Here is a 20,019-nt window from a genome sequence, read left to right as displayed (position 1 = left end):
GGGAAGGAACCTTGACGAATCTCGATTCGAACCGGCCCGTGCGGCTGGGCATTGTCGGCTGTGGCGCGATCACCCGCGAGGCGCATCTGCCGGTCATCACCGCGGACCGTCGCGTCGAAGTCACCGTGCTGTGCGACCGCGAGCGCAGCAATGCGACGCGGACCGCGCTCACCAGCGGCCTCGATGCGGAGATCACCACCGAGCTCGCCGACCTGGCCGGCAAGGTCGACGCCGCCATCGTCGCCGTTCCGCCGCGCTTCCATGCGCCCGTCGCCCTCCAGTTGATGGAGATGGGCATCGACGTACTGTGCGAGAAGCCGCTGGCGATCACCGTCGCCGACGGCCAGAGGATGGTCGATGCCGCGCGCCGGACCGACCGCGTGTTGGCGGTCGCGCTGATGATGCGGTTCTTCCCGCACAACCGCTGGCTGGCCGACCTGGTGGACGACGGCGAGATCGGCGAGGTCCGCGAGGTGATCGTCGAGGACGGCGCGCTGTTGGACTGGCCCATGGCGAGCAACAGCTACTTCGACCGCAGCGCGACCGGCGGCGGCGTCCTCTTCGATACCGGTGTGCATCTGCTCGATCGGATGCTGTGGCTGTTCGGCGATCTCGACCACATCGCCTACGAGGACGATGCGTTCGGTGGCTTCGAGAGCAACGCGAAGCTCACCGGCACCCTGCAGATCGGCGGGCGTCCGGTGCCGGCGCGCCTGGAATTCAGCTGGTCGCACCGCCTGCGCCGCAGCATCCGGGTCGTCGGTGAGCGCGGCACGCTCGAAGCTTCGACCTCCGAACCGCGCATGCTGACCCTGCACAGGAACACGCGCCGCGGGCCGATGGAGATGCAGATCCCATGCGCCCGGCATTGGGACGCGCGTAGCCACTACCGCCTGCAGCTGGAAGACTTCATCGGTGCGGTCCGCGAACGGCGGGCGCCGTTCGTGACCGGCGAATCCGCCCTGCGTGCGCTCGCCGTCATCGAGACCGCCTATGCCCGGCGCACGCCGATGGCGCAGCCGTGGATGGCGCACAAGGAGGCCATGGCATGACGCCGACTCGGATCCTCGTCACCGGCGCTACGGGCTTCATCGGCTCGCGTCTGTGCGAACTGCTGTCGCTCCAGTACCGCGTGCCGTACCGCGCGATGGTGCGCGACTTCTCGCGCGCCGCACGCATCGCCCGGCTCGACGTCGACCTGGTGGCCGGCGACATGATGGATGCCGCCAGCCTGGCGCGCGCGGTGGAAGGCTGCGACGCCGTGGTCAACCTCGCCCACGGCGACGACGAGAGCGCCGAGAAGCAGGTACGGCAACTCGTCGATGCCTGCACGCGTGCCGGCGTCCGCCGCTTCGTCCACGTCAGTTCGATGGCGGTGCACGGGCCGTCGCCGAAGCCTGAGGTGTTGACCGAGGCCACCGCACCGATCGAGCGCTGGGGCGAGGTCTATTCCGATGCCAAGGCAGCGTCCGAAGCGGTGGTCGCGGCCGCCGGCAAGCGCGGCGCGCTCGAGACGGTCATTCTGCGCCCGACCATCGTCTACGGACCTTTCAGCTTCTTCGTCACCCCGGTGGTGCAGGACGCGCGGGCGGGCAAGATCAGCCTGATCGATGGCGGCCGCGGCATCTGCAACGCGGTCTACGTCGACGACGTCTGCGATGCGATCATGGCGTCGCTGGAGCGCGACGACGCGGTCGGCGGTGCGTTCCTGATCAACGGCGACGGCCGCACCTCCTGGGGCGATTTCATCACCACCTTCGCCGGCATGGTGGAGGGCGCGAAAACCGTCCACGACCACTCGCTCGACGAGATCTCCGCGTACTGGAAGGCCAGGCGACCGCGTGCGCGCGACAGCGTCAAGGCGGCAGTGCGGCTGGCGGTCTCCCCCGCCTTCCATGCCCAGCTCGGCACCATCCCGTCATTGGGGCAGTTGATCCGCGGCACCAAGGAAATGGTCGCCCGGCGCATCACCCCCGAGCAGAAGATCATGATCAAGTCGCGACTGCAGGGCCGTCGCCCTGCCGCGCACGTCGGGGATGCACCCTCGGTACGCATGCCCAGCGAAGGCCGGGTGGTACGCGAGGCCTACCGCTCCTGGGTGTCGAACGAACTCGCCAAAGAACGGCTGGGCTGGGCGCCGGCGCACTCGTTCGAACTCGGCGCGCAACGCACGGCGGACTGGATGCGGTTCGCGCGGATGATCTGATCGCGCCCGCCGCGTCCAGCGCTCAAGCCAGATGAGCCCTGACGTCCGCCAATGATGTAAAGAACGGATTCGATTCAAGCCGCAGGATCTCGTCGAGCGCCTCGCTCAGGGGTGCGTGATGATCGGGTTCGGCCGGTACCAGGTGATAGGTTCCGTTCCCGACAGTGAACCCACCACGCGTGTTGGGAATCGTGAATTCCGGCTGGAGGGGAGACCCGTCCGACGCCCAGAACAACCACACCGCCGCTTCCACGTCGAGTCCTTCGCAATACGCAACCGCCTCGGCTTCGCTCGGATAGACCGTAAGCGCGCGTTCTTCCGTTTCGACGACGAAGATCACGTAGGACACGCCTCGATCAAGGTCCACGACAAGGGTGCCGTGTCAGGCGCGCCCGGTCCAGCGGCGCGCCAGCCAGACGAAGCCGAGCTGCAATGCCATGGGCACGAGGCCGAAGACCATGATGCAGAACGCGATGCTGCCCAGCAGGACCAGACCGAGCTCGAAGGCCTGGACGAACCATGAGCGGGCGGGCGCCGCGTGGCGGCCGTATTCCGATTCGAATGCCAGGACCGCGAGGACGGGCACCATGCCAAAGAGGGCACCCACCGTGCCGGTGCCGATGATCGTTTGTCGGAGTTGTGCCTTGTCGATGCGCATCATGGCCACGCCGGATCAGGGGATGGGTCGAGTGAAGCCACACCCATCGCGCAACACAGGGAAGCCAGCGTGATGGGGACGCTTGCCGCTCTCCCCCATCCTACTCACGCATGCCAGGTGTCTTCCAGATACCGAGGCCGGCAGGCCAGGTAACCGCCCACCAGCAATACGCCCACGCACGCCGCCAGGAACGCCATCGGCAACGCCCAGCCATGCGTGTATTCGTGCAGCAGGCCGAACGCCAGCGGTCCCGCGCAGGACAAGGTGTAGCCCACGCCCTGCATGAAGCCCGACAGCGCGGCCGAACCCTCCGGCGTGCGCGTGCGCAGGTTGATCATCGTCAACGACAGCGGGAAGGTGCTCGGCCCCAAGCCGAGCAGCGCGACCCATAGCGCGGGCGCTGCCATCGGCGCCAGCAGCAGGCCAGCAAAAGCGGAAGCGTAGAAGCCGGCGCAGACCACGACCACGATGAAGGGGTTGCGCATGCGGACCGCGATCAACGGCATGGTGAGCGAGGCCACCAGTCCCAGCGTGGAGAACAGCGCCACCATCGTGCCGCCCAATGCAGGCGTGCCGCCGGCTTCGACCAACAGCTTCGGCAGCCAGGTGAACATCGAATAGGTCACCAGCGAGGTCATGCCGAACATCAGTGCCATGCCCCAGGCCACCGGCGAACGCCACGCGCGACCGGCGGGACGCGGTGCGGCGAGTTCGGGCGCTTCATCGTCGACGGTGACGGCTGCATCGTGCGTGCGCGCCAGGGGCGAGGCCTTGCTGCGTTCCTGCCACAGCACCAGGCACCACGGCACCGCCGATGCGGCGGCGAACACCGCCCACAGGCCCAGCGAGATGCGCCAGCCGGCGGCTTCCATCACCGGCACCGCAACCAACGCGGGCAGGATGGTGCCGGCCTGCAGCACGGTGATGTACAGCGTGCTGACCGTGCCCACGCGATCGGCGAAGTAGCGCTTCACCAGCGGCGGCAACACGATGTTGCCGATGCCCATGCCGGCGAGCGCGGTCAGCGACGCGGCCATCAACGCGGTGGTATCGCCTGCGGCACTGCGCAGCAAGAGACCCAGCATGGCCAACAGCATCGCCAGCAACGCGGTCCGCTCCAGGCCGATGCGATGCGCGAGCGCCGGCGTCGCCACGCCGAACAACGCGAACGCAGCCGTCGGCAGCATGCCGAACACGCCGGTCATGGTGGCGCCAAAACCGAATGTATCGCCCAGCGTGTCGAGCAGTGGCGTCAGCGAAGTGACGGCCGTGCGCAGGTTGAACGCGGACAGCACGATGCCGAGCAATACCAGCCCGCGGCCGGACCAGAGCGCCGCCGGTGCGCCTGCGCGTGTGTTCGTCGAATCCATGGCCGCCATTATCGTCGACGTCATGATCGCTTTCTTCGCACGCATGGAGACGCTGTGTCCTGCGTGCCTGGTGTTCGGAAGGTGGACAAAGAAAAAGCGGGCCGAAGCCCGCTTTTCCGTATCGCATCGCGATGTCGTGCGGCTTACTCGGCCGACACGCCCTCGCCTTCTTCCACGGCCTTGATCGACAGGCGGATGCGGCCCTGCTTGTCGACTTCCAGCACCTTGACCTTGACCACGTCGCCTTCCTTCAGCGCGTCGCTGACCTTCTCGACGCGATCGTTGGAGATCTGCGAGACGTGCACCAGGCCGTCCTTGCCCGGCAGGATGGTGACGAACGCACCGAAGTCCATGATCTTGGCGACCTTGCCTTCGTAGATGCGGCCCGGCTCGACGTCGGACGTGATCTGCTCGATGCGGGCCTTCGCGGCCTGGCCGGCGGCGCCGTTCACCGAGGCGATGGTGATGGTGCCGTCGTCCTGGATGTCGATCTGGGTGCCGGTTTCCTTGGTGATGGCCTGGATCACCGAACCGCCCTTGCCGATCACTTCGCGGATCTTGTCGGGGTGGATCTTGATGGTGATCAGGCGCGGCGCGAACTCGCTCAGTTCCTGGCGCGGTGCGGTCATCGCGTGGGCCATTTCGCCCAGGATGTGCAGTCGGCCGGCCTTCGCCTGCGTCAGCGCCTGCTTCATGATCTCTTCGGTGATGCCTTCGATCTTGATGTCCATCTGCAGCGCGGACACGCCGTTGGCGGTACCGGCGACCTTGAAGTCCATGTCGCCCAGGTGGTCTTCGTCACCCAAGATGTCGCTCAGCACGACGAAGTCGTTGCCTTCCTTCACCAGGCCCATCGCGATGCCTGCGACCGGTGCGGTGATCGGCACGCCGGCATCCATCAGCGCCAGCGAGCTGCCGCAGACCGAGGCCATCGAGGACGAACCGTTCGACTCGGTGATTTCCGAGACCACGCGGATCGTGTACGGGAAGGATTCCATCGTCGGCATCACGGCGAGCACGCCGCGCTTGGCGAGGCGGCCGTGGCCGATTTCGCGACGCTTCGGGCCCATCATGCGGCCGGCTTCGCCCACCGAGAACGGGGGGAAGTTGTAATGGAACAGGAAGTGGTCCTTCCACTCGCCGCCGACGGCGTCGATCACCTGGCCATCGCGTGCGGTACCGAGGGTGACGGCGACGATCGCCTGCGTCTCACCACGGGTGAACAGCGAGGAGCCGTGCACGCGCGGCAGCACGCTGACCTTGGAGGAGATCGGGCGAACGGTGTCGAGCGCGCGGCCGTCGATGCGGACCTTGGTGGCCAGCACGGAACCGCGCATGGTCTGGTATTCCAGCTCGCCGAATTCCTTCGACAGCGCACCGGCGGCCCAGCCGTCGGCTTCGGCACGACCGGCCAGCTGCTGCAGGACATCCTTCTTGATGGCCGAGATCGCGTCGCGGCGCTGCAGCTTGTCGCGCACCTGGAAGGCGCTGTCGAGCTGGGTGCCCACGGCTTCCTTCAGCGCGGAGACCAGCGCTTCGTTCTTGGCCGGTGCGGACCAGTCCCAGTTCTTCGTGCCGGCTTCGACCACCAGCTCGTTGATGATGTTGATGACCTTCTGCATTTCGCGGTGGCCGAACATCACGGCGCCCAGCATCACGTCTTCCGACAGCTCGGCGGCTTCGGATTCGACCATCAGCACGGCGTTGGAGGTACCGGCGACGACCAGCTCGAGCTTGGAGTCCTTCAGCTCGCTGACGGTCGGGTTCAGCACGTACTCGCCGTTGATGTAGCCGACCTTCGCGGCGCCGATCGGGCCGTTGAACGGCGCGCCGGTCAGGGCGACGGCGGCGGAGGCGCCGATCAGGGCCGGGATGTCGCCGTCGATTTCCGGGTTCAGCGACATCACCGTGGCGATGACCTGCACTTCATTGCGGAATTCTTCCGGGAACAGCGGACGCAGCGGGCGATCGATCAGACGGGAGATCAGCGTCTCCTTCTCGGTCGCGCGACCTTCGCGCTTGAAGAAGCCACCGGGGATGCGGCCGCCGGCGTAGAACTTCTCCTGGTAGTCGACCGTCAGGGGGAAGAAGTCCTGGCCTTCACGGGCCGACTTCGCCGCCACGGCGGTGACCAGCAGCACGGTGTCGTCGAACTTGACGATGACAGCGCCGCCGGCCTGACGGGCGATTTCGCCGGTTTCCAGGGTGACCTGGTGCTTGCCGTACTGGAAGGTTTTGGTGATTTTTGCCACGGGGGTTTCCTTGGGATGCCTTGTTCGGGTTGGACCTCACGCGACCCTTGTCGCGTGCGGCTGGCCGGATGCGTCCGGCCGATGAAACTGAGGAGGGCGGGCCCGGTGCGGCCAGCGGATGCAGCGCATTCCGTTCCCTGAAATGCAAACCGCGGCGCATCTCTGCGCCGCGGTCGGGGGTATATCAGCGACGCAGACCGAGCTTTTCGATCAGGGTCTTGTAGCGCTCGTTGTCTTTCTTCTTGAGGTAATCAAGCAGGCTGCGGCGGCGGTTGACCAGCTGCAACAGACCACGACGGCTGTGGTGATCTTTCTTGTGGGTCTTGAAGTGGCCGCTCAGGTGCTCGATGCGAGCGGTGATCAGGGCGACCTGCACTTCCGGGGAGCCGGTGTCGTTGGTGCCACGGGCGTTCTCGGCGATGACTTTCTGGGTATCGATGGACATGGTTTCTCTCTGTTGTGATGCGTGGCCTGCAGGAACGCGGGCTGTCCTCCGCGCGCACCGCCTGGCTCGCCATTCTTGAAACGGGAAATAACTGAGGTGCCGGCATAAAACCGGCGGCGTAGTGTAGCCGCCGGGCCCTTGTGAAACAAGGTTTTATTGACTGTTGCCGCCCTTGGTGGCCGTGCCAGCGACCGTCCAGGCGAACAGGCGCTGAGGCGACAGTGTTCCGTCTCCCGACACGGCGCCAAGCCCCAGGACGCGCCCTTCCGGCCCATGCACCGCGACCGGCCCGTCACTGACGGGATAGCCGGGCAGACGCTGGCCTTGGGCCAGGCGACGCGCGCCGGTAGCGTCGACATCGACACGCGGGAATCCGGTAAGACCTGACTCTATAGGCAGCAGACAGGCCTGGAGTGCGGCTTCGCCACCCTGTTCAGCCAGCGCCTGTAGGTCGTCCAGGCGATACATCTGCGGCTGCCTGAACGGCTCGACCCACAGACGTCGCAACGCCCCAACATGCGCCCCGCACCCCAACGTTTCGCCGAGGTCGCGCACCAAACTACGCACGTAGGTGCCGGAACCGCATTCCACCCGCAGCGACAAGCGTCCGGGTGCGATGTCCAGGATCTCGATGCCGTGGACCTCGACGTCGCGCTCGGGCGCTTCGATGACGTCGCCGCGACGGGCCTTGGTGTAAAGCGGCTCCCCACCCTGCTTTAGGGCCGAGTAGATCGGGGCGCGCTGGCGGATGCGGCCGATCAGCGGCGCCAGCGCGGCCTCGACGCTCGCGCGGTCCAGCGGCGGCACCGGGCGTTCGCGCAGCGGCGCACCATCGGCGTCATCGGTATCGGTGGTGGTGCCCAGCACCGCGACGGTGTCATAAGCCTTGCGGGAACCCAACAGCAAACCGGCGATCTTGGTCGCCTCGCCGAAGCACAGGGGCAGCAGGCCGGTCGCCAACGGGTCCAGGCTGCCGGTATGCCCGCCCTTCTCCGCCCGGAACAGGCGCCGCGCGACCTGCAGGGCCGCGTTCGAACTCATGCCCTGGGGCTTGTCCAGCAGCAGTAGGCCATCCAGCGGACGGAATTTGAGCTTCGGCAGCGACATCGGAGCGCGCGCATTCCTTGGTGGGAGCAGGCATCCTGGCCCGCATGGGGTCCATGCCCGCGATGCTGATGCACCGACGCCGCCATGGCCACAGGCCAACGGAGAACGTGGGCTACCGCTTTACGCGTTGTCGTCGTCGGCCGGCGGCGGCGGCAGGTCGCGCAGCAGGTTCTCGATGCGTTCGCCGCGATCGACGGAATCATCGTAGTGGAAATGCAGCTCCGGCACGTGGCGCATCTTCACGCGACGCGCCAGTTCCATGCGCAGGCCCCAGGCGAGTTCCTTCAGGCCCTTCACGGCCTCGATGGAACGCTCGGGCATCAACGCGGTAACGAACACCTTGGCGTGCGCCATGTCGCGGGTGACTTCGACGTCGGACACGCTGACCGACGGCAGGCCGTGCTCGCGCACGGCCTCGTGCACCAACGTACCCAGCTCCCGGCGGAGCTGGGCGGACACGCGGTCGGTGCGATGGAACGACTTGGTCGGCATGATCAGAGCGTGCGCTGCACTTCGATGCGCTCGAAGCACTCGATCTGGTCGCCCGGCTGGACGTCGTTGTAGGCCTTCACGCCGATACCGCACTCGGTGCCATTACGCACTTCGTCGACGTTCTCCTTGAAGCGGCGCAGCGATTCCAGCTCGCCTTCGAACACCACGGTGCTCGCGCGCAGCACGCGGATCGGCTTGTTCCGCTTGACCGTGCCTTCGACCACCATGCAGCCCGCGACCGCGCCGAACTTGGAGCTGCGGAACACGTCGCGCACTTCGGCGATGCCGATGATTTCCTCGCGGATCTCCACGCCCAGCAGGCCGGACGCCACCTGCTTCACCTGGTCGATCACGTCATAGATGATCGAGAAGTAACGCAGGTCCACGCCGTTGGCTTCGATGATGCGACGCGCGGAGGCGTCGGCACGCACGTTGAAGCCGATGACGGTGGCCTTCGAGGTGACCGCGGAGTTCGCGTCGGACTCGGTGATGCCGCCCACGCCGGAGTGGATGATGTTGATGCGGATCGATTCGTTGGACAGCGCCGTCAGCGAATGACGCAGCGCCTCCACCGAACCCTGCACGTCGGCCTTGACGATCAGGTTGAGGCTGAGCTGGCCTTCGCCCTTGCCCAGCTGCGCCATGATGTCTTCCATGCGGCTGCCGGCGGACTGCACCAGGCGCGACTCGCGGCGCTTGGTGTCGCGCTGCTGCGCCACATCCTTGGCCAGGCGCTCGTCGCCGACGACGACGAAGTCGTCGCCCGCTTCCGGCACGCCGGAGAGACCCAGCACCTGCACCGGGATCGACGGACCCGCCGAAGCCGGCTGGCTGCCGGTTTCGTCGAACAGCGCACGCACGCGGCCGTACTGGATGCCGCAGACCAGGTAATCGCCCTTCTTCAGGGTGCCCTGCTGCACCAGCACCGTCGCGACCGGGCCGCGGCCCTTGTCCAGCGAGGATTCGATGACCACGCCGCTGGCGCGACCGTCTTCCACGGCCTTCAGTTCCAGCAGTTCGGCCTGGATCGAGATGGCGTCCAGCAGGTTGTCCACGCCCTGGCCCGTCTTGGCGGAGATCTCCACCATCTGGGTGTCGCCACCGAAATCTTCGGCAACCACTTCCTCGGCCAGCAGCTCGTTCTTCACGCGCAGCGGGTCGGCGTCGGACTTGTCGATCTTGTTGACGGCCACGATCAGCGGCACCTTGGCCGCCTTCGCGTGCTGGATGGCTTCGCGGGTTTGCGGCATGACGCCGTCGTCCGCGGCCACGACCAGCACCACGATGTCGGTCAGCTTGGCGCCACGGGCACGCATCGCGGTGAACGCGGCGTGGCCCGGGGTATCCAGGAAGCTGATGACGCCCTTCGGCGTTTCGACGTGGTAGGCGCCGATGTGCTGGGTGATGCCGCCGGCTTCGCCGCTGGCGATCTTGGTGCGGCGGATGTAGTCCAGCAACGAGGTCTTGCCGTGGTCGACGTGGCCCATGATGGTGACCACCGGCGGACGCGCGACCTTCTCGCCCTGCTGCTCTTCGGAGTGCGCGAGCAGTTCGTTCTCGACGTCGTTGGCGTCGGCGTGCACGGCCTTGTGGCCGAGCTCTTCGGTGATCAGCGCAGCGGTGTCGTGATCGATGGACTGGGTGATGGTGGCCATCACGCCCATCTTGAACAACGCCTTCACCACGTCGCCGCCCTTCAGCGCGAGCTTCTGCGCCAGATCGGCCACGGTGATCGTCTCGCCGATCGCCACTTCGCGCACGATCGGGGCCGTCGGACGTTCGAAGCCGTGCGCACCGCCGCCACCGCGGCTCTGCTCATGGCGGCGCGGCGGCTTGGGCTTGCCGCGCGAAGCACCGCGACGGGCACGATCGGCCGCGGACAGGTGCAGCTGGCCGGCGAAACGGCTGGTGTTGTCGTCGTCCTCGACGCCGGCCACCATCGCGTGGGAACCACGGGTCTTGTGCTTGGCGGCGGCGGCATTGTTGCGATCGTCGGTGCGCGGCGGATCCTTGCGCACGACCATCTTCGGCACGTGGTGCCCCGGGGTACCGGTCTTGGCCGGACGCGCGGTCTCGTCGCCATCCACGGCCACGGCACCGGCCGCCAACGCGGCGGCTTCGGCATCGGCCTGCGCGCGCGCGGCATCGGCCTCGGCGCGGGCAGCGGCCTCTTCCTGGCGGCGGCGCTCGAGTTCCTCGGCGCGCTTGGCATCTTCCTGGGCCAGGCGTTGCTGTTCGTCGAGGTTGCGCTGGCGGGACTCCTCCAGCTTGCGCAGGATCTCGGCGCGTTCGGGATCGGCCTCGTTCTGCCAGTTGGTGCTGGCGGATTCGGCGTCGGTCGGCTTCACGTAGGTGCGCTTCTGGCGCACTTCGACGTTGACGGTCGTCTTGCTGCGACCGGCGGCGACCGTCACTTCCTGGACCTTGCGACGGGCCAGGGTGATCTTCTTGGGCGCGGCATCATCCGCAACGCTCTCGGTCTTGCCGTGCGAGCGCTTGAGGAAGCCGAGCAGCTTCACTTTTTCCATGCTGGTCACGACCTGGTCGGGGCCGCTGAAGCTCATGCCGGCCTCGGCCAGCTGCTCCAGCAGTTTCTCGACCGGCGTGTTGACCAGTTCGGCAAGCTTGCGGATGGTGGTTTGCTGCGACATTCGGATCCTAGGTTCTGTGTTGCGCCCCTCCAACCCAGAAGGGAACGCGGATTCTAAGCCCTGCGGGTGCCAGGGCGGTGTTCATCGCTGGCTCATGCGCCGCGTTCCAACCGGGCGATCTCCTCGGCGCGGGCGGCCAGGATCAGCGCGGCGGCGCGCGTGCCGTCCAGGCCCTCGATGCCGAACTCGACCACTTCGTCGGCGGCCAGGTCGGACAGGTCCTCGCTGGTGCGGACGCCGTGCGAAGCGAGCGCGAATGCGGTCTCCTCGTCCATGCCTTCCAGGGCCAGCAGGTCCTCGGCCGGGTGGTTCTCCTCCAGGCCTTCTTCCTCGGCCAGCGCCTCATTCAGCAGCGCATCGCGGGCACGCGAGCGCAGCTCTTCGACGATGTCCTCGTCGAAGCCTTCCACGGCCAGCAGTTCGCCGACCGGCACGTAGGCGATTTCCTCGACCGTGCTGAAGCCTTCGGCGACCAGGATGGCGGCGATTTCGTCGTCCACTTCCAGCTTGTCCATGAACAGCTGGCGGGCGACGGCCTGCTCGGCCTCGCTCTTGGCCTGGACCTGGTCGGCGGTCATGACGTTGAGCTGCCAGCCGGTCAGGCGGCTGGCCAGGCGGACGTTCTGGCCGCCCTTGCCGATCGCCTGCGCCAGGCGGTCTTCCGCCACGGCCAGGTCCATCGAGTGTTTCTCTTCATCGACGATGATCGACTGCACTTCGGCCGGCGCCATCGCGTTGATGACGAAGGTGGCCGGATTGTCGTTCCACAGCACGATGTCCACGCGCTCGCCGTTGAGCTCGTTGCTCACGGCCTGCACGCGCGAACCGCGCATGCCGATGCAGGCACCGATCGGATCGGTGCGGGTGTCGTGCGCGAGCACGGCGATCTTGGCGCGGTCGCCCGGATCGCGCGCGCAGGCCTTGATCTCGACCAGGCCCTGGCCCACTTCCGGCACTTCGAGCTTGAACAGCTCGATCATGAATTCCGGGGCAGCGCGGCTGATGAACAGCTGCGGGCCGCGCGGTTCGTAACGCACGTCGAACAGGTAGCCGCGGACACGGTCGCCGGCGCGCAGCACGTCGCGCGGGATGCCCTTGTCCTTCGGGATGAAGGCCTCGGCGTTACCGCCCAGGTCCACGTAGATATTGCCGCGCTCGGCGCGCTTGACGACACCGGTGACCAGCTCGCCCACGCGGTCCTTCCAGGCGTCGACCACCTGTGCGCGCTCGGCCTCACGCACGCGCTGCACGATGACCTGCTTGGCGGCCTGCGCGGCGATGCGGCCGAAATCCGGGTTCTCGATCTTCTCTTCGATCCAGTCGCCCACTTCGGCGCCTTCGGCTTCGTCCTCGGCGTCCATCAGGCGGATCTGGCGATCCGGCGATTCCATCACCACGTCGTCGGCCACCACTTCCCAGCGGCGGAACGTCTCGTAGCTGCCGTCCTTGTGGTCGATGGTGACGCGCACCTGCACGTCCTGATCCAGGTAGCGCTTCTTGGCGGCGGACGCCAGGGCGGCTTCGATGGCATCGAAGATGACTTCGCGCGGCACGCCCTTCTCGTTGGCTACCGCGTCCACGACCAGCAACAATTCCTTACTCATTGATCACTCCGCGCGCGGCTTGCGGGCCGCCGGTTGGTTGGGTTTTTTCTTGGCTTTCTTGGCCGGCGCACGCTTGGCGTCGCCCGCCTTGGCGGGAGCCTTGCGGGCACCACCGGGTTTCTCGGGCGCCAGGCCCAAAGCCGCCCAGTCGGGAACCAGGCGACCCTTGTCGATGTTGTCGAAAGCGACTTTCAGCTCGGCGCCATCGACGGTGAACACGATGTCGCCACCCTCGATGCGGCTGATCACGCCCTGCAGGCGGCGACGGCCATCCTGCGGAAGCTTCATGACCACCTTGGCCGAGTCGCCCACGAAGCGGACGTACTGGGCCAGGCTGAACAGCGGGCGATCCACGCCGGGCGACGACACTTCCAGCGTGTAATTGCCGGTGATCGGGTCTTCGACGTCCAGCTGCGCGGAAACCTCGCGGCTGACGGCTTCGCAGTCCTCGATGTTGACGTGGCGGGTGGCGCGCTCGGCTTCCTGCACGTCGATGTACAGGCGCAGCGTCGCGCCGCCGGGGGCCGGCAGGTATTCGATGCCGAGCAACTCAAGCCCCAGCGCCTGGACGGTCGGGGCGAGCAGTTCGACGATGTGGTTGGCCTTCTCGCTCACGTGGTCTGTGCCGTGGTGTCGTGGATGCGGATCGGATGACGCCAGAAACGACAAGGGGCCCTACGGGCCCCTTGTCCGATAACGCTGGATGTCGGTGCAACGACGGGAACATGCGTCGTTGCGTGCCCGAGTTGCCCGGACATCGAATCGGCAGTACCGACCGATGAACCGGAAAACTTGGTAGCGGGGGCAGGATTTGAACCTGCGACCTTCGGGTTATGAGCCCGACGAGCTGCCAGACTGCTCCACCCCGCAGCAGAAGCGAAATTATGATGAATACGGCGGTGCATTGCAAGCCTTGCCATGCACCAAATTGAAACAACGCGTTCATCGCGCGTCGCCGGTGTAACGCCACCGGCAGCAATCAAGGGCTTGCGCGCCTCAGCCGGCGAACGCCAGCTTGCACCACGCCATGATCGGGTTCCAGGCAATACCCAAGGCCAGCAGGGCCAGCGCGTTGACGCCAAACACCAGCGGCACCACACGATCCGCACGCGGCGGCGGCAACTCGCCCACGGGTTCGTCGAAGTACATCACCTTGATCACACGCAGGTAGTAGAACGCACCGATCACCGCGCACAGCACGCCCAGGATCGCCAGCCACAGGAAACCGCCATTCAGCGCGGCACCCAGCACCACGAGCTTCGCCCAGAAGCCCAGGAACGGCGGAATGCCTGCCAACGACGCCATCACGCAGAGCACCAGGCCGGCCTGCCAGGGGTTGCGGGCGTTCAGGCCCTTGAAATCATCGATCTTGTCGGCCTCGAAACCCTGGCGCGACAGCACGATGATGGCGCCGAAAGCGGCAGCCGACATGATGGCGTAGCTGATCGCGTAGAACAGGGCCGCCGAGTAACCGACTTCGCCACCACCGGCGAAGCCGACGAGCAGGAAGCCCACGTGCGACACCGTGGAGTACGCCAGCATGCGCTTGAGGTTGGTCTGCGCGATGGCGATGACGTTGCCGATCACCAGTGAGGCCGCGGCCAGGCCAGCGAGCAACCATTGCCACTGGGCGGCCGCGGGGCCGACGCCGTCCTGCAGCAGGCGGAACGCCATGCCGAACGCTGCGAGCTTGGGCGCTGCGCTGATGAACAGCGTCACCGGCGTCGGTGCGCCTTGGTAAACGTCCGGCAGCCACATGTGGAACGGCGCCGCACCCAGCTTGAACGCCACGCCCGCCACCATGAACACCACGCCCGTAAGCAACAACAGACGCTGGTCGCCGCCACCGGCAAGCGCATCACCCGTGGCCTGGAAGATCGCGGGCAGGTGCAGCGAACCGGTGGCGCCGTACACCAGCGACATGCCGTAGAGCAGCAGGCCCGATGCGAGCGAACCGAGGACGATGTACTTCATCGCCGCTTCGGTCGACAGCCCGTCGTCGCGGTTCAACGCGACCAAGGCGTAAGAGCACAGCGCCAGCAGTTCCAGGCCCAGGTACATCATCACCAGGCTGCCCGCGGACACCATCATCATCATGCCGGCGGTGGCGAACATCACCAGCACGGGCGCCTCGCCCGGATACAGGTTGCGTTCGCGCAGGTAGGGCCAGCCGTAGACCAGCGACAGCGCGCTGACCGCGACGATCACGACCTTGCTGACGTCGGCCAGGGTGTCGCGCACGAACATGCCGCTGAACACACTGCCCTGCCCGCCCACGCCCGTGGCCAGCATCCACACCACGGCGACCATCACGGCCAGCGCCAGGGCGTGGGTGAGCACGCGACGGGAAGCATCCAGGAACAGGTCCAGCATCAGCAGTGCGAACGCACCGGCGATGAGGGTCAACTCAGGCAGCAGCGGCTGCAGGTCGGCGGCGGAGATGGGCATCGGCGTCGTCATGGTTCTTCCTTACAGCTTGCTGTTGGCGAGCTGCATCGCCAGTTGCGCGATCGACGGCTCCATCAGGTCGGTCAGCGGCTTGGGGTACACGCCCAGCGCCAGCACGCACAGTGCGAAGCCACCCAGCACCACCGCCTCGCGCAAGGAGACGTCCTTCAGTTCGGCCACGTGGGCATTGGCCACGTCGCCGAGGATCACGCGTTTCACCAACCACAGCGTGTACGCGGCGCCGATCACGAGCGTGGCGGCGGCGAAGAAGGCGATCAACGGGTGCTGCTGGAAGCTGGCCAGGATCACCATGAACTCGCCAACGAACCCGCTGGTACCCGGCAGACCCGAATTGGCCATGCCGAACAGGATGAAGAATGCACCGAACCACGGCATCGTGTTGATGACGCCGCCGTAGTCTTTGATCATGCGCGTGTGCATGCGGTCGTACAGCACGCCCACGCAGGTGAACATCGCGCCCGAAATGAAACCGTGGCTGATCATCTGCACCATCGCGCCTTGCAGGCCCAGTCGCGCGCCGTCCAGGTTGCCGTAATCGCGCACCAGGGTGAAGGCGATGAAAATGCCCAGCGTGACGAAGCCCATGTGCGAGACCGACGAATAAGCGATCAGCTTCTTCATGTCGTCCTGCACCAGCGCCACCAGGCCCACGTAGACCACCGCGATCAGCGACAGCACGATGACGAAGGTAGACCACTCGTGGCCGGCGTCCGGCACGATCGGCAGGCTGAAACGCAGCAGGCCGTAACCGCCGATCTTCAGCGCGATCGCTGCCAGGATCACCGAGCCCGCGGTCGGCGCTTCCACGTGCGCATCGGGAAGCCACGTGTGCACCGGGAACATCGGGATCTTCACCGCGAACGCGATCAGGAAGGCAAAGAACAGCCAGGTCTGCTCCTTCGCGGACAGCGGCATCGCGTACAGGTCGGCCAGCTGGAAGCTGCCTCCCTTGACGTACAGGTACACCAGGCCGACCAGCATCAGCACCGAGCCTAGGAACGTGTACAGGAAGAACTTCAACGACGCGTAGATGCGGCGCGGACCGCCCCAGACACCGATGATGAGGAACATCGGTATCAGCATCGCCTCGAAGAACACGTAGAACAGCACCGCGTCGCTGGACGCGAAGATGCCGTTGGTCAGGCCTTCGAGGATCAGGAACGCGGCCACGTACTGGGCCACCCGCTTGTTCACCGAACCCCACGCACCCGCCAGCGTCAGCACCGTGATCAGCGTATTGAGCAGCAGCAGAGCGACGGCGATGCCGTCGGCGCCCAGGTTGTAGTGGATGTCGAAGCTCGGGATCCACGCGTGGCTTTCGACGAACTGCAGGCCCGGGTTGGCGTAGTCGAAGCCGCTCAGCAGGCCCAGGCTGAACACGAAGGTCAGCACCGCGACCGCGAAGCTCAGCCAGCGGGCTGCGTTCGCGCGGGCGTTGCCGAGCGCGAGCACCAGCGCGCCGCCCAGGATGGGCAGCCAGATCAGAACACTAAGCAGGGGCCAGTTCGACACGTTGTGATATCCGTTGAGTTCTTCGCCAGGACGTTCCGCGAGCGGCTACGTCAGGTCGTTACTGCCAAAACTTGATGACCGCGCCCAGCAGCAGGATCAGGCCGATGATCATCGCGAACGCATAGTGGTACAGGTAGCCGGACTGGGTCTTGCGCAGCAGCTGCGCACCCACGTCCACCAGCTTCGCCATGCCGTTGACCGCCGCGCCGTCGATGACATGACTGTCGATCGCACGCGAGGCCTGGCCCAACTTGATGCCGCCGCCCGCGAAGCCGTTGATCCATAGATGATCGGCCCAGTACTTCTTGTCCAGGATATTGGTGAAGAAGGCACCGATGGCGCTGCTGCGGATCTTGCCGGGCAGCTCGGGCTTAAACAGGTACAGGAACGTCGCCAGCGCGAAGCCGCCGAAAGCCAACCAGAACGGCGGCATCTGCATGCCATGCCAGGCATAGCCCATCGGGCCGTGCCAGAACTCTTCCTTGAGCGCCGCCACCGTGTCCGATGCGGGAGTGATGAAGTCGATAGCGCCCAGGAAGAACGGGGTCACCTCATGGTGGCCCGCCCAATCGGTACCGAACAGCATCGGACCGATGGTGAAGAAACCGATCACGATAGACGGAATCGCCAGCAGCACCAGCGGCAAGGTGACGACCCACGGGGACTCGTGCGGCTCGTGCGCGCCGTGATGGCCATGCCCGTGATCGTCATGGGCATGGTCGTCGTGCGCGTGATCGTCATGCGCCTCGTGGCCGTGGGCATGATCGTCGTGCGCGTCGCGGAATCGTTCCTTGCCATGGAAGGTCAGGTAAAGCAGCCGGAAGCTGTAGAAGCTGGTGACGAACACGCCGAGCAGCACGGCCCAATAACCATAGTTGGCGATCCAGACGCTCGGGCCGTGCACGTCTTGCGGCGCCATCATGCCCATCTCCGCGATCTGGCCGCCGAACTCGTGCGCCACGTGCTGGTGGTGCTTGGCGGCCTCGATGATGGTGTCCTTCGAGTAGAAACCCGAGAAGAACGGCGTGCCGACCAGGGCCAACGTGCCGATCAGGCTGGTGATCCACGTGATGGGCATGTACTTGCGCAGGCCGCCCATCTTCCGCATGTCCTGTTCGTGGTGCATGCCGATGATGACCGAACCGGCCGCCAGGAACAGCAGCGCCTTGAAGAAGGCGTGCGTCATCAGGTGAAACACCGCCGCCGAATAAGCCGACACGCCCAACGCCACGGTCATGTAGCCCAGCTGCGACAGCGTGGAATACGCCACTACGCGCTTGATGTCGTTCTGCACGATGCCGATCAAGCCGGTGAACAGCGCCGTGGTCGCGCCGATGAAAAGCACGAAGTCCAGCGCGGTCTGCGATAGCTCGAACAGCGGCGACATGCGCGCCACCATGAAGATGCCCGCGGTCACCATCGTCGCGGCGTGGATCAGCGCGGAGATCGGCGTGGGGCCTTCCATCGAATCCGGCAGCCATACATGCAGCGGCACCTGGGCGGACTTGCCCATCGCACCGATGAACAGACAGATGCAGGTCAACGTGGCCATCGACCAGACGACCGGCTGGTCGAGGATCTGCGTGGTGTGGCCGAACATCGTGATGGCGCCGGACCAAACCGGGGCGACCTTGCCCGCCAACATGGGCGCATTGGCGAACACGGTGGCGTAGTCGAGCGTGCCGAACATCAGCAGCACGCAGCCGATGCCCAGCAGGAAGCCGAAATCACCGACGCGGTTGACCAGGAACGCCTTCATGTTGGCGAAGATCGCCGTGGGGCGCTTGAACCAGAAGCCGATCAGCAGGTAGGACACCAGGCCGACGGCTTCCCAGCCGAAGAACAGCTGCAGGAAGTTGTTGCTCATCACCAGCATCAACATGCTGAAGGTGAACAGAGAAATGTAGCTGAAGAAGCGCTGGTAACCCGGGTCCTCGGCCATGTAGCCGATCGTGTAGACGTGGACCAGCAGCGACACGAAGGTCACCACGACCATCATCATCGCGGTCAGCTTATCGATCATGAAGCCGACGTGGCCGGTGTAATTGCCGACTTCGAAGAACGTGTACAGGTTCTCGTTGAACGGCGACGCGCCCTGCGCCACCAGCTGATACAGCACCCAGCATGAGAGCGCGCAGCTGACCGCCACACCCAGGATGGTGGCCGTGTGCGCGCCCGCGCGGCCCACCAGCCGCCCGAACAGGCCGGCGATGATCGAGCCCAGCAGCGGCGCCAGCACGATGGCCAGCAGCACGTTCTTGGAGAGGAGGACTTCCATACCGGTCATCGGTGCATCAGCCTTTGAGCGTATCGACTTCGGCCACGTTGATCGTGCGCCGGGTGCGGAACAGGGTGACCAGGATCGCCAGGCCGATCGCGGCCTCGGCTGCGGCCACGGTGAGGATGAAGAACACGAAGATCTGCCCGGCGGCGTCGCCCAGCTCCCGCGAGAACGCGACGAAGTTGATGTTGACCGACAGCAGCATCAGTTCGATCGACATCAGCAGGACGATGACGTTCTTCCGATTGAGGAAGATGCCGGCCAGGCTGATGCAGAACAGCACCGCACCCAGCGCCAGCAAGTGGCCTACGGAAATCATGCCTTGCCCTCCCCTTCCACCGGCGCGCTGGCCGGCACTTCGCGCACCGGCTTCTCGGCCGGCATCGACACCATGCGGATGCGGTCGCTGGCCTTGACCCGCGACTGCTCCGCCGGGTCCTGCGTCTTGTTGCCCGTGCGCTTGCGCAACGTCAGCATGACGGCGGCCACGACGGCCACGGTCAGGATGACGGCGGCGAATTCGAACGGCAGCAGGAACTCGGTGAACAGCGAGCGCGCCAACCAGGCCGTGTTCGAAACGTCGGCGGCAGCGGAAGCGGCGTTATCCGGGAACGGCGTGGCGGTGCGCGCCTTGATGCCGATCAGCACCAGCATCTGACCCAGCATCACCACAGCCACCAGCAGGCCGATGGGCAGGAACTTCACCCAGCCCTCGCGGATCTTCACGATGTCGATGTCCAGCATCATCACCACGAACAGGAACAGCACCATCACCGCGCCCACGTAGACGAGGATCAGGGCGACGCCCAGGAACTCGGCGCCCACCAGCAGCCATGTGCAGGCTACCGAGAAGAACGTCAGGATGAGGCACAGCACGGCATGCACCGGGTTGCGCACGCTGATCACCGCGCCGGCGGCGATGACCGCGACGGTGGCGAAGGCGTAGAAACTGATCAGGACCCAATCCATGCT

General features: G+C 65.9%; 17 protein-coding genes and 1 tRNA gene. 2 read left to right on the top strand and 16 right to left on the bottom strand.

Annotated features, from left to right (window positions below):
* The first annotated feature begins 11 nt into the window (after window positions 1–11).
* Window positions 12–1,052, top strand: coding sequence for a Gfo/Idh/MocA family protein (locus tag BM365_RS17045; protein WP_093490640.1), 1,041 nt, complete (start codon window positions 12–14; stop codon window positions 1,050–1,052).
* A complete protein-coding gene (locus BM365_RS17040; protein WP_093490639.1) occupies window positions 1,049–2,206 on the top strand; it encodes an NAD-dependent epimerase/dehydratase family protein in 1,158 nt (385 codons plus the stop codon). Before BM365_RS17045 ends, BM365_RS17040 begins: the two co-directional genes overlap by 4 nt.
* A 22-nt stretch (window positions 2,207–2,228) precedes the next feature.
* Here the strand turns inward: BM365_RS17040 and BM365_RS17035 are convergent, their stop codons facing one another.
* From BM365_RS17035 to BM365_RS16960, 16 genes are all read right to left on the bottom strand, one after another.
* A complete protein-coding gene (locus BM365_RS17035) occupies window positions 2,229–2,555 on the bottom strand; it encodes a hypothetical protein (protein WP_093490638.1) in 327 nt (108 codons plus the stop codon).
* Window positions 2,556–2,588: 33 nt separating this feature from the next.
* A complete protein-coding gene (locus tag BM365_RS17030) occupies window positions 2,589–2,867 on the bottom strand; it encodes a hypothetical protein (protein ID WP_093490637.1) in 279 nt (92 codons plus the stop codon).
* Between the two features lie 101 nt (window positions 2,868–2,968).
* Window positions 2,969–4,234, bottom strand: a complete 1,266-nt coding sequence (locus BM365_RS17025) for a CynX/NimT family MFS transporter (protein ID WP_199186259.1) — start codon at window positions 4,232–4,234, stop codon at window positions 2,969–2,971.
* A 143-nt stretch (window positions 4,235–4,377) separates the two neighbouring features.
* A complete protein-coding gene (gene pnp, locus BM365_RS17020) occupies window positions 4,378–6,486 on the bottom strand; it encodes a polyribonucleotide nucleotidyltransferase (protein ID WP_056881227.1) in 2,109 nt (702 codons plus the stop codon).
* Window positions 6,487–6,670: 184 nt separating this feature from the next.
* Window positions 6,671–6,931, bottom strand: coding sequence for a 30S ribosomal protein S15 (rpsO, locus tag BM365_RS17015; protein ID WP_093490636.1), 261 nt, complete (start codon window positions 6,929–6,931; stop codon window positions 6,671–6,673).
* 153 nt (window positions 6,932–7,084) lie between these two features.
* Complete coding sequence (gene truB, locus BM365_RS17010) at window positions 7,085–8,038, bottom strand: tRNA pseudouridine(55) synthase TruB (RefSeq protein WP_093490635.1); 954 nt, start codon at window positions 8,036–8,038, stop codon at window positions 7,085–7,087.
* Between the two features lie 120 nt (window positions 8,039–8,158).
* Window positions 8,159–8,530, bottom strand: coding sequence for a 30S ribosome-binding factor RbfA (gene rbfA, locus BM365_RS17005; RefSeq protein WP_093490634.1), 372 nt, complete (start codon window positions 8,528–8,530; stop codon window positions 8,159–8,161).
* A 2-nt stretch (window positions 8,531–8,532) separates the two neighbouring features.
* The gene (infB, locus tag BM365_RS17000) at window positions 8,533–11,181 is read right to left on the bottom strand and encodes a translation initiation factor IF-2 (RefSeq protein ID WP_093490633.1); all 2,649 of its coding nucleotides are present in this window, start codon (window positions 11,179–11,181) and stop codon (window positions 8,533–8,535) included.
* A gap of 92 nt (window positions 11,182–11,273) precedes the next feature.
* Window positions 11,274–12,785 (bottom strand): transcription termination factor NusA, encoded by a 1,512-nt coding sequence (gene nusA, locus BM365_RS16995; protein WP_093490632.1) that lies wholly within the window; start codon window positions 12,783–12,785, stop codon window positions 11,274–11,276.
* A gap of 3 nt (window positions 12,786–12,788) precedes the next feature.
* On the bottom strand, window positions 12,789–13,400 hold the full coding sequence (rimP, locus tag BM365_RS16990) for a ribosome maturation factor RimP (protein WP_093490631.1): 612 nt from the start codon (window positions 13,398–13,400) through the stop codon (window positions 12,789–12,791).
* A 178-nt stretch (window positions 13,401–13,578) separates the two neighbouring features.
* A tRNA-Met gene (locus BM365_RS16985) sits at window positions 13,579–13,655 on the bottom strand.
* Between the two features lie 126 nt (window positions 13,656–13,781).
* Window positions 13,782–15,245, bottom strand: coding sequence for an NADH-quinone oxidoreductase subunit NuoN (gene nuoN / locus BM365_RS16980; RefSeq protein WP_093490630.1), 1,464 nt, complete (start codon window positions 15,243–15,245; stop codon window positions 13,782–13,784).
* A 9-nt stretch (window positions 15,246–15,254) separates the two neighbouring features.
* Complete coding sequence (locus BM365_RS16975) at window positions 15,255–16,766, bottom strand: NADH-quinone oxidoreductase subunit M (RefSeq protein WP_093490629.1); 1,512 nt, start codon at window positions 16,764–16,766, stop codon at window positions 15,255–15,257.
* A gap of 58 nt (window positions 16,767–16,824) precedes the next feature.
* Window positions 16,825–19,044, bottom strand: a complete 2,220-nt coding sequence (gene nuoL, locus BM365_RS16970) for an NADH-quinone oxidoreductase subunit L (RefSeq protein WP_093490628.1) — start codon at window positions 19,042–19,044, stop codon at window positions 16,825–16,827.
* A gap of 16 nt (window positions 19,045–19,060) precedes the next feature.
* A complete protein-coding gene (gene nuoK, locus BM365_RS16965; protein ID WP_056881218.1) occupies window positions 19,061–19,366 on the bottom strand; it encodes an NADH-quinone oxidoreductase subunit NuoK in 306 nt (101 codons plus the stop codon).
* Window positions 19,363–20,016 (bottom strand): NADH-quinone oxidoreductase subunit J, encoded by a 654-nt coding sequence (locus BM365_RS16960; protein WP_093490627.1) that lies wholly within the window; start codon window positions 20,014–20,016, stop codon window positions 19,363–19,365. The genes nuoK and BM365_RS16960 overlap by 4 nt, the downstream gene beginning before the upstream one ends.
* Window positions 20,017–20,019: the final 3 nt, after the last annotated feature.

It is taken from the genome of Pseudoxanthomonas sp. YR558 (genome assembly GCF_900116385.1).
In the GTDB taxonomy this organism is placed as follows: domain Bacteria; phylum Pseudomonadota; class Gammaproteobacteria; order Xanthomonadales; family Xanthomonadaceae; genus Pseudoxanthomonas_A.
Note: the sequence above shows the minus strand (reverse complement) of the source record. Positions and strands in the feature narration are given on the sequence as shown.

Bases quoted from the DNA above. Each gene is read 5' to 3' on its own strand.
- infB (WP_093490633.1), bottom strand. From the start codon at position 11,181: ATGTCGCAGCAAACCACCATCCGCAAGCTTGCCGAACTGGTCAACACG.
- BM365_RS17025 (WP_199186259.1), bottom strand. From the start codon at position 4,234: ATGGATTCGACGAACACACGCGCAGGCGCACCGGCGGCGCTCTGGTCC.
- nuoN (WP_093490630.1), bottom strand. From the start codon at position 15,245: ATGACGACGCCGATGCCCATCTCCGCCGCCGACCTGCAGCCGCTGCTG.
- BM365_RS16960 (WP_093490627.1), bottom strand. From the start codon at position 20,016: ATGGATTGGGTCCTGATCAGTTTCTACGCCTTCGCCACCGTCGCGGTC.
- BM365_RS17040 (WP_093490639.1), top strand. From the start codon at position 1,049: ATGACGCCGACTCGGATCCTCGTCACCGGCGCTACGGGCTTCATCGGC.
- rpsO (WP_093490636.1), bottom strand. From the start codon at position 6,931: ATGTCCATCGATACCCAGAAAGTCATCGCCGAGAACGCCCGTGGCACC.
- nuoL (WP_093490628.1), bottom strand. From the start codon at position 19,044: ATGGAAGTCCTCCTCTCCAAGAACGTGCTGCTGGCCATCGTGCTGGCG.
- nuoK (WP_056881218.1), bottom strand. From the start codon at position 19,366: ATGATTTCCGTAGGCCACTTGCTGGCGCTGGGTGCGGTGCTGTTCTGC.
- nusA (WP_093490632.1), bottom strand. From the start codon at position 12,785: ATGAGTAAGGAATTGTTGCTGGTCGTGGACGCGGTAGCCAACGAGAAG.
- truB (WP_093490635.1), bottom strand. From the start codon at position 8,038: ATGTCGCTGCCGAAGCTCAAATTCCGTCCGCTGGATGGCCTACTGCTG.
- BM365_RS17030 (WP_093490637.1), bottom strand. From the start codon at position 2,867: ATGATGCGCATCGACAAGGCACAACTCCGACAAACGATCATCGGCACC.
- rbfA (WP_093490634.1), bottom strand. From the start codon at position 8,530: ATGCCGACCAAGTCGTTCCATCGCACCGACCGCGTGTCCGCCCAGCTC.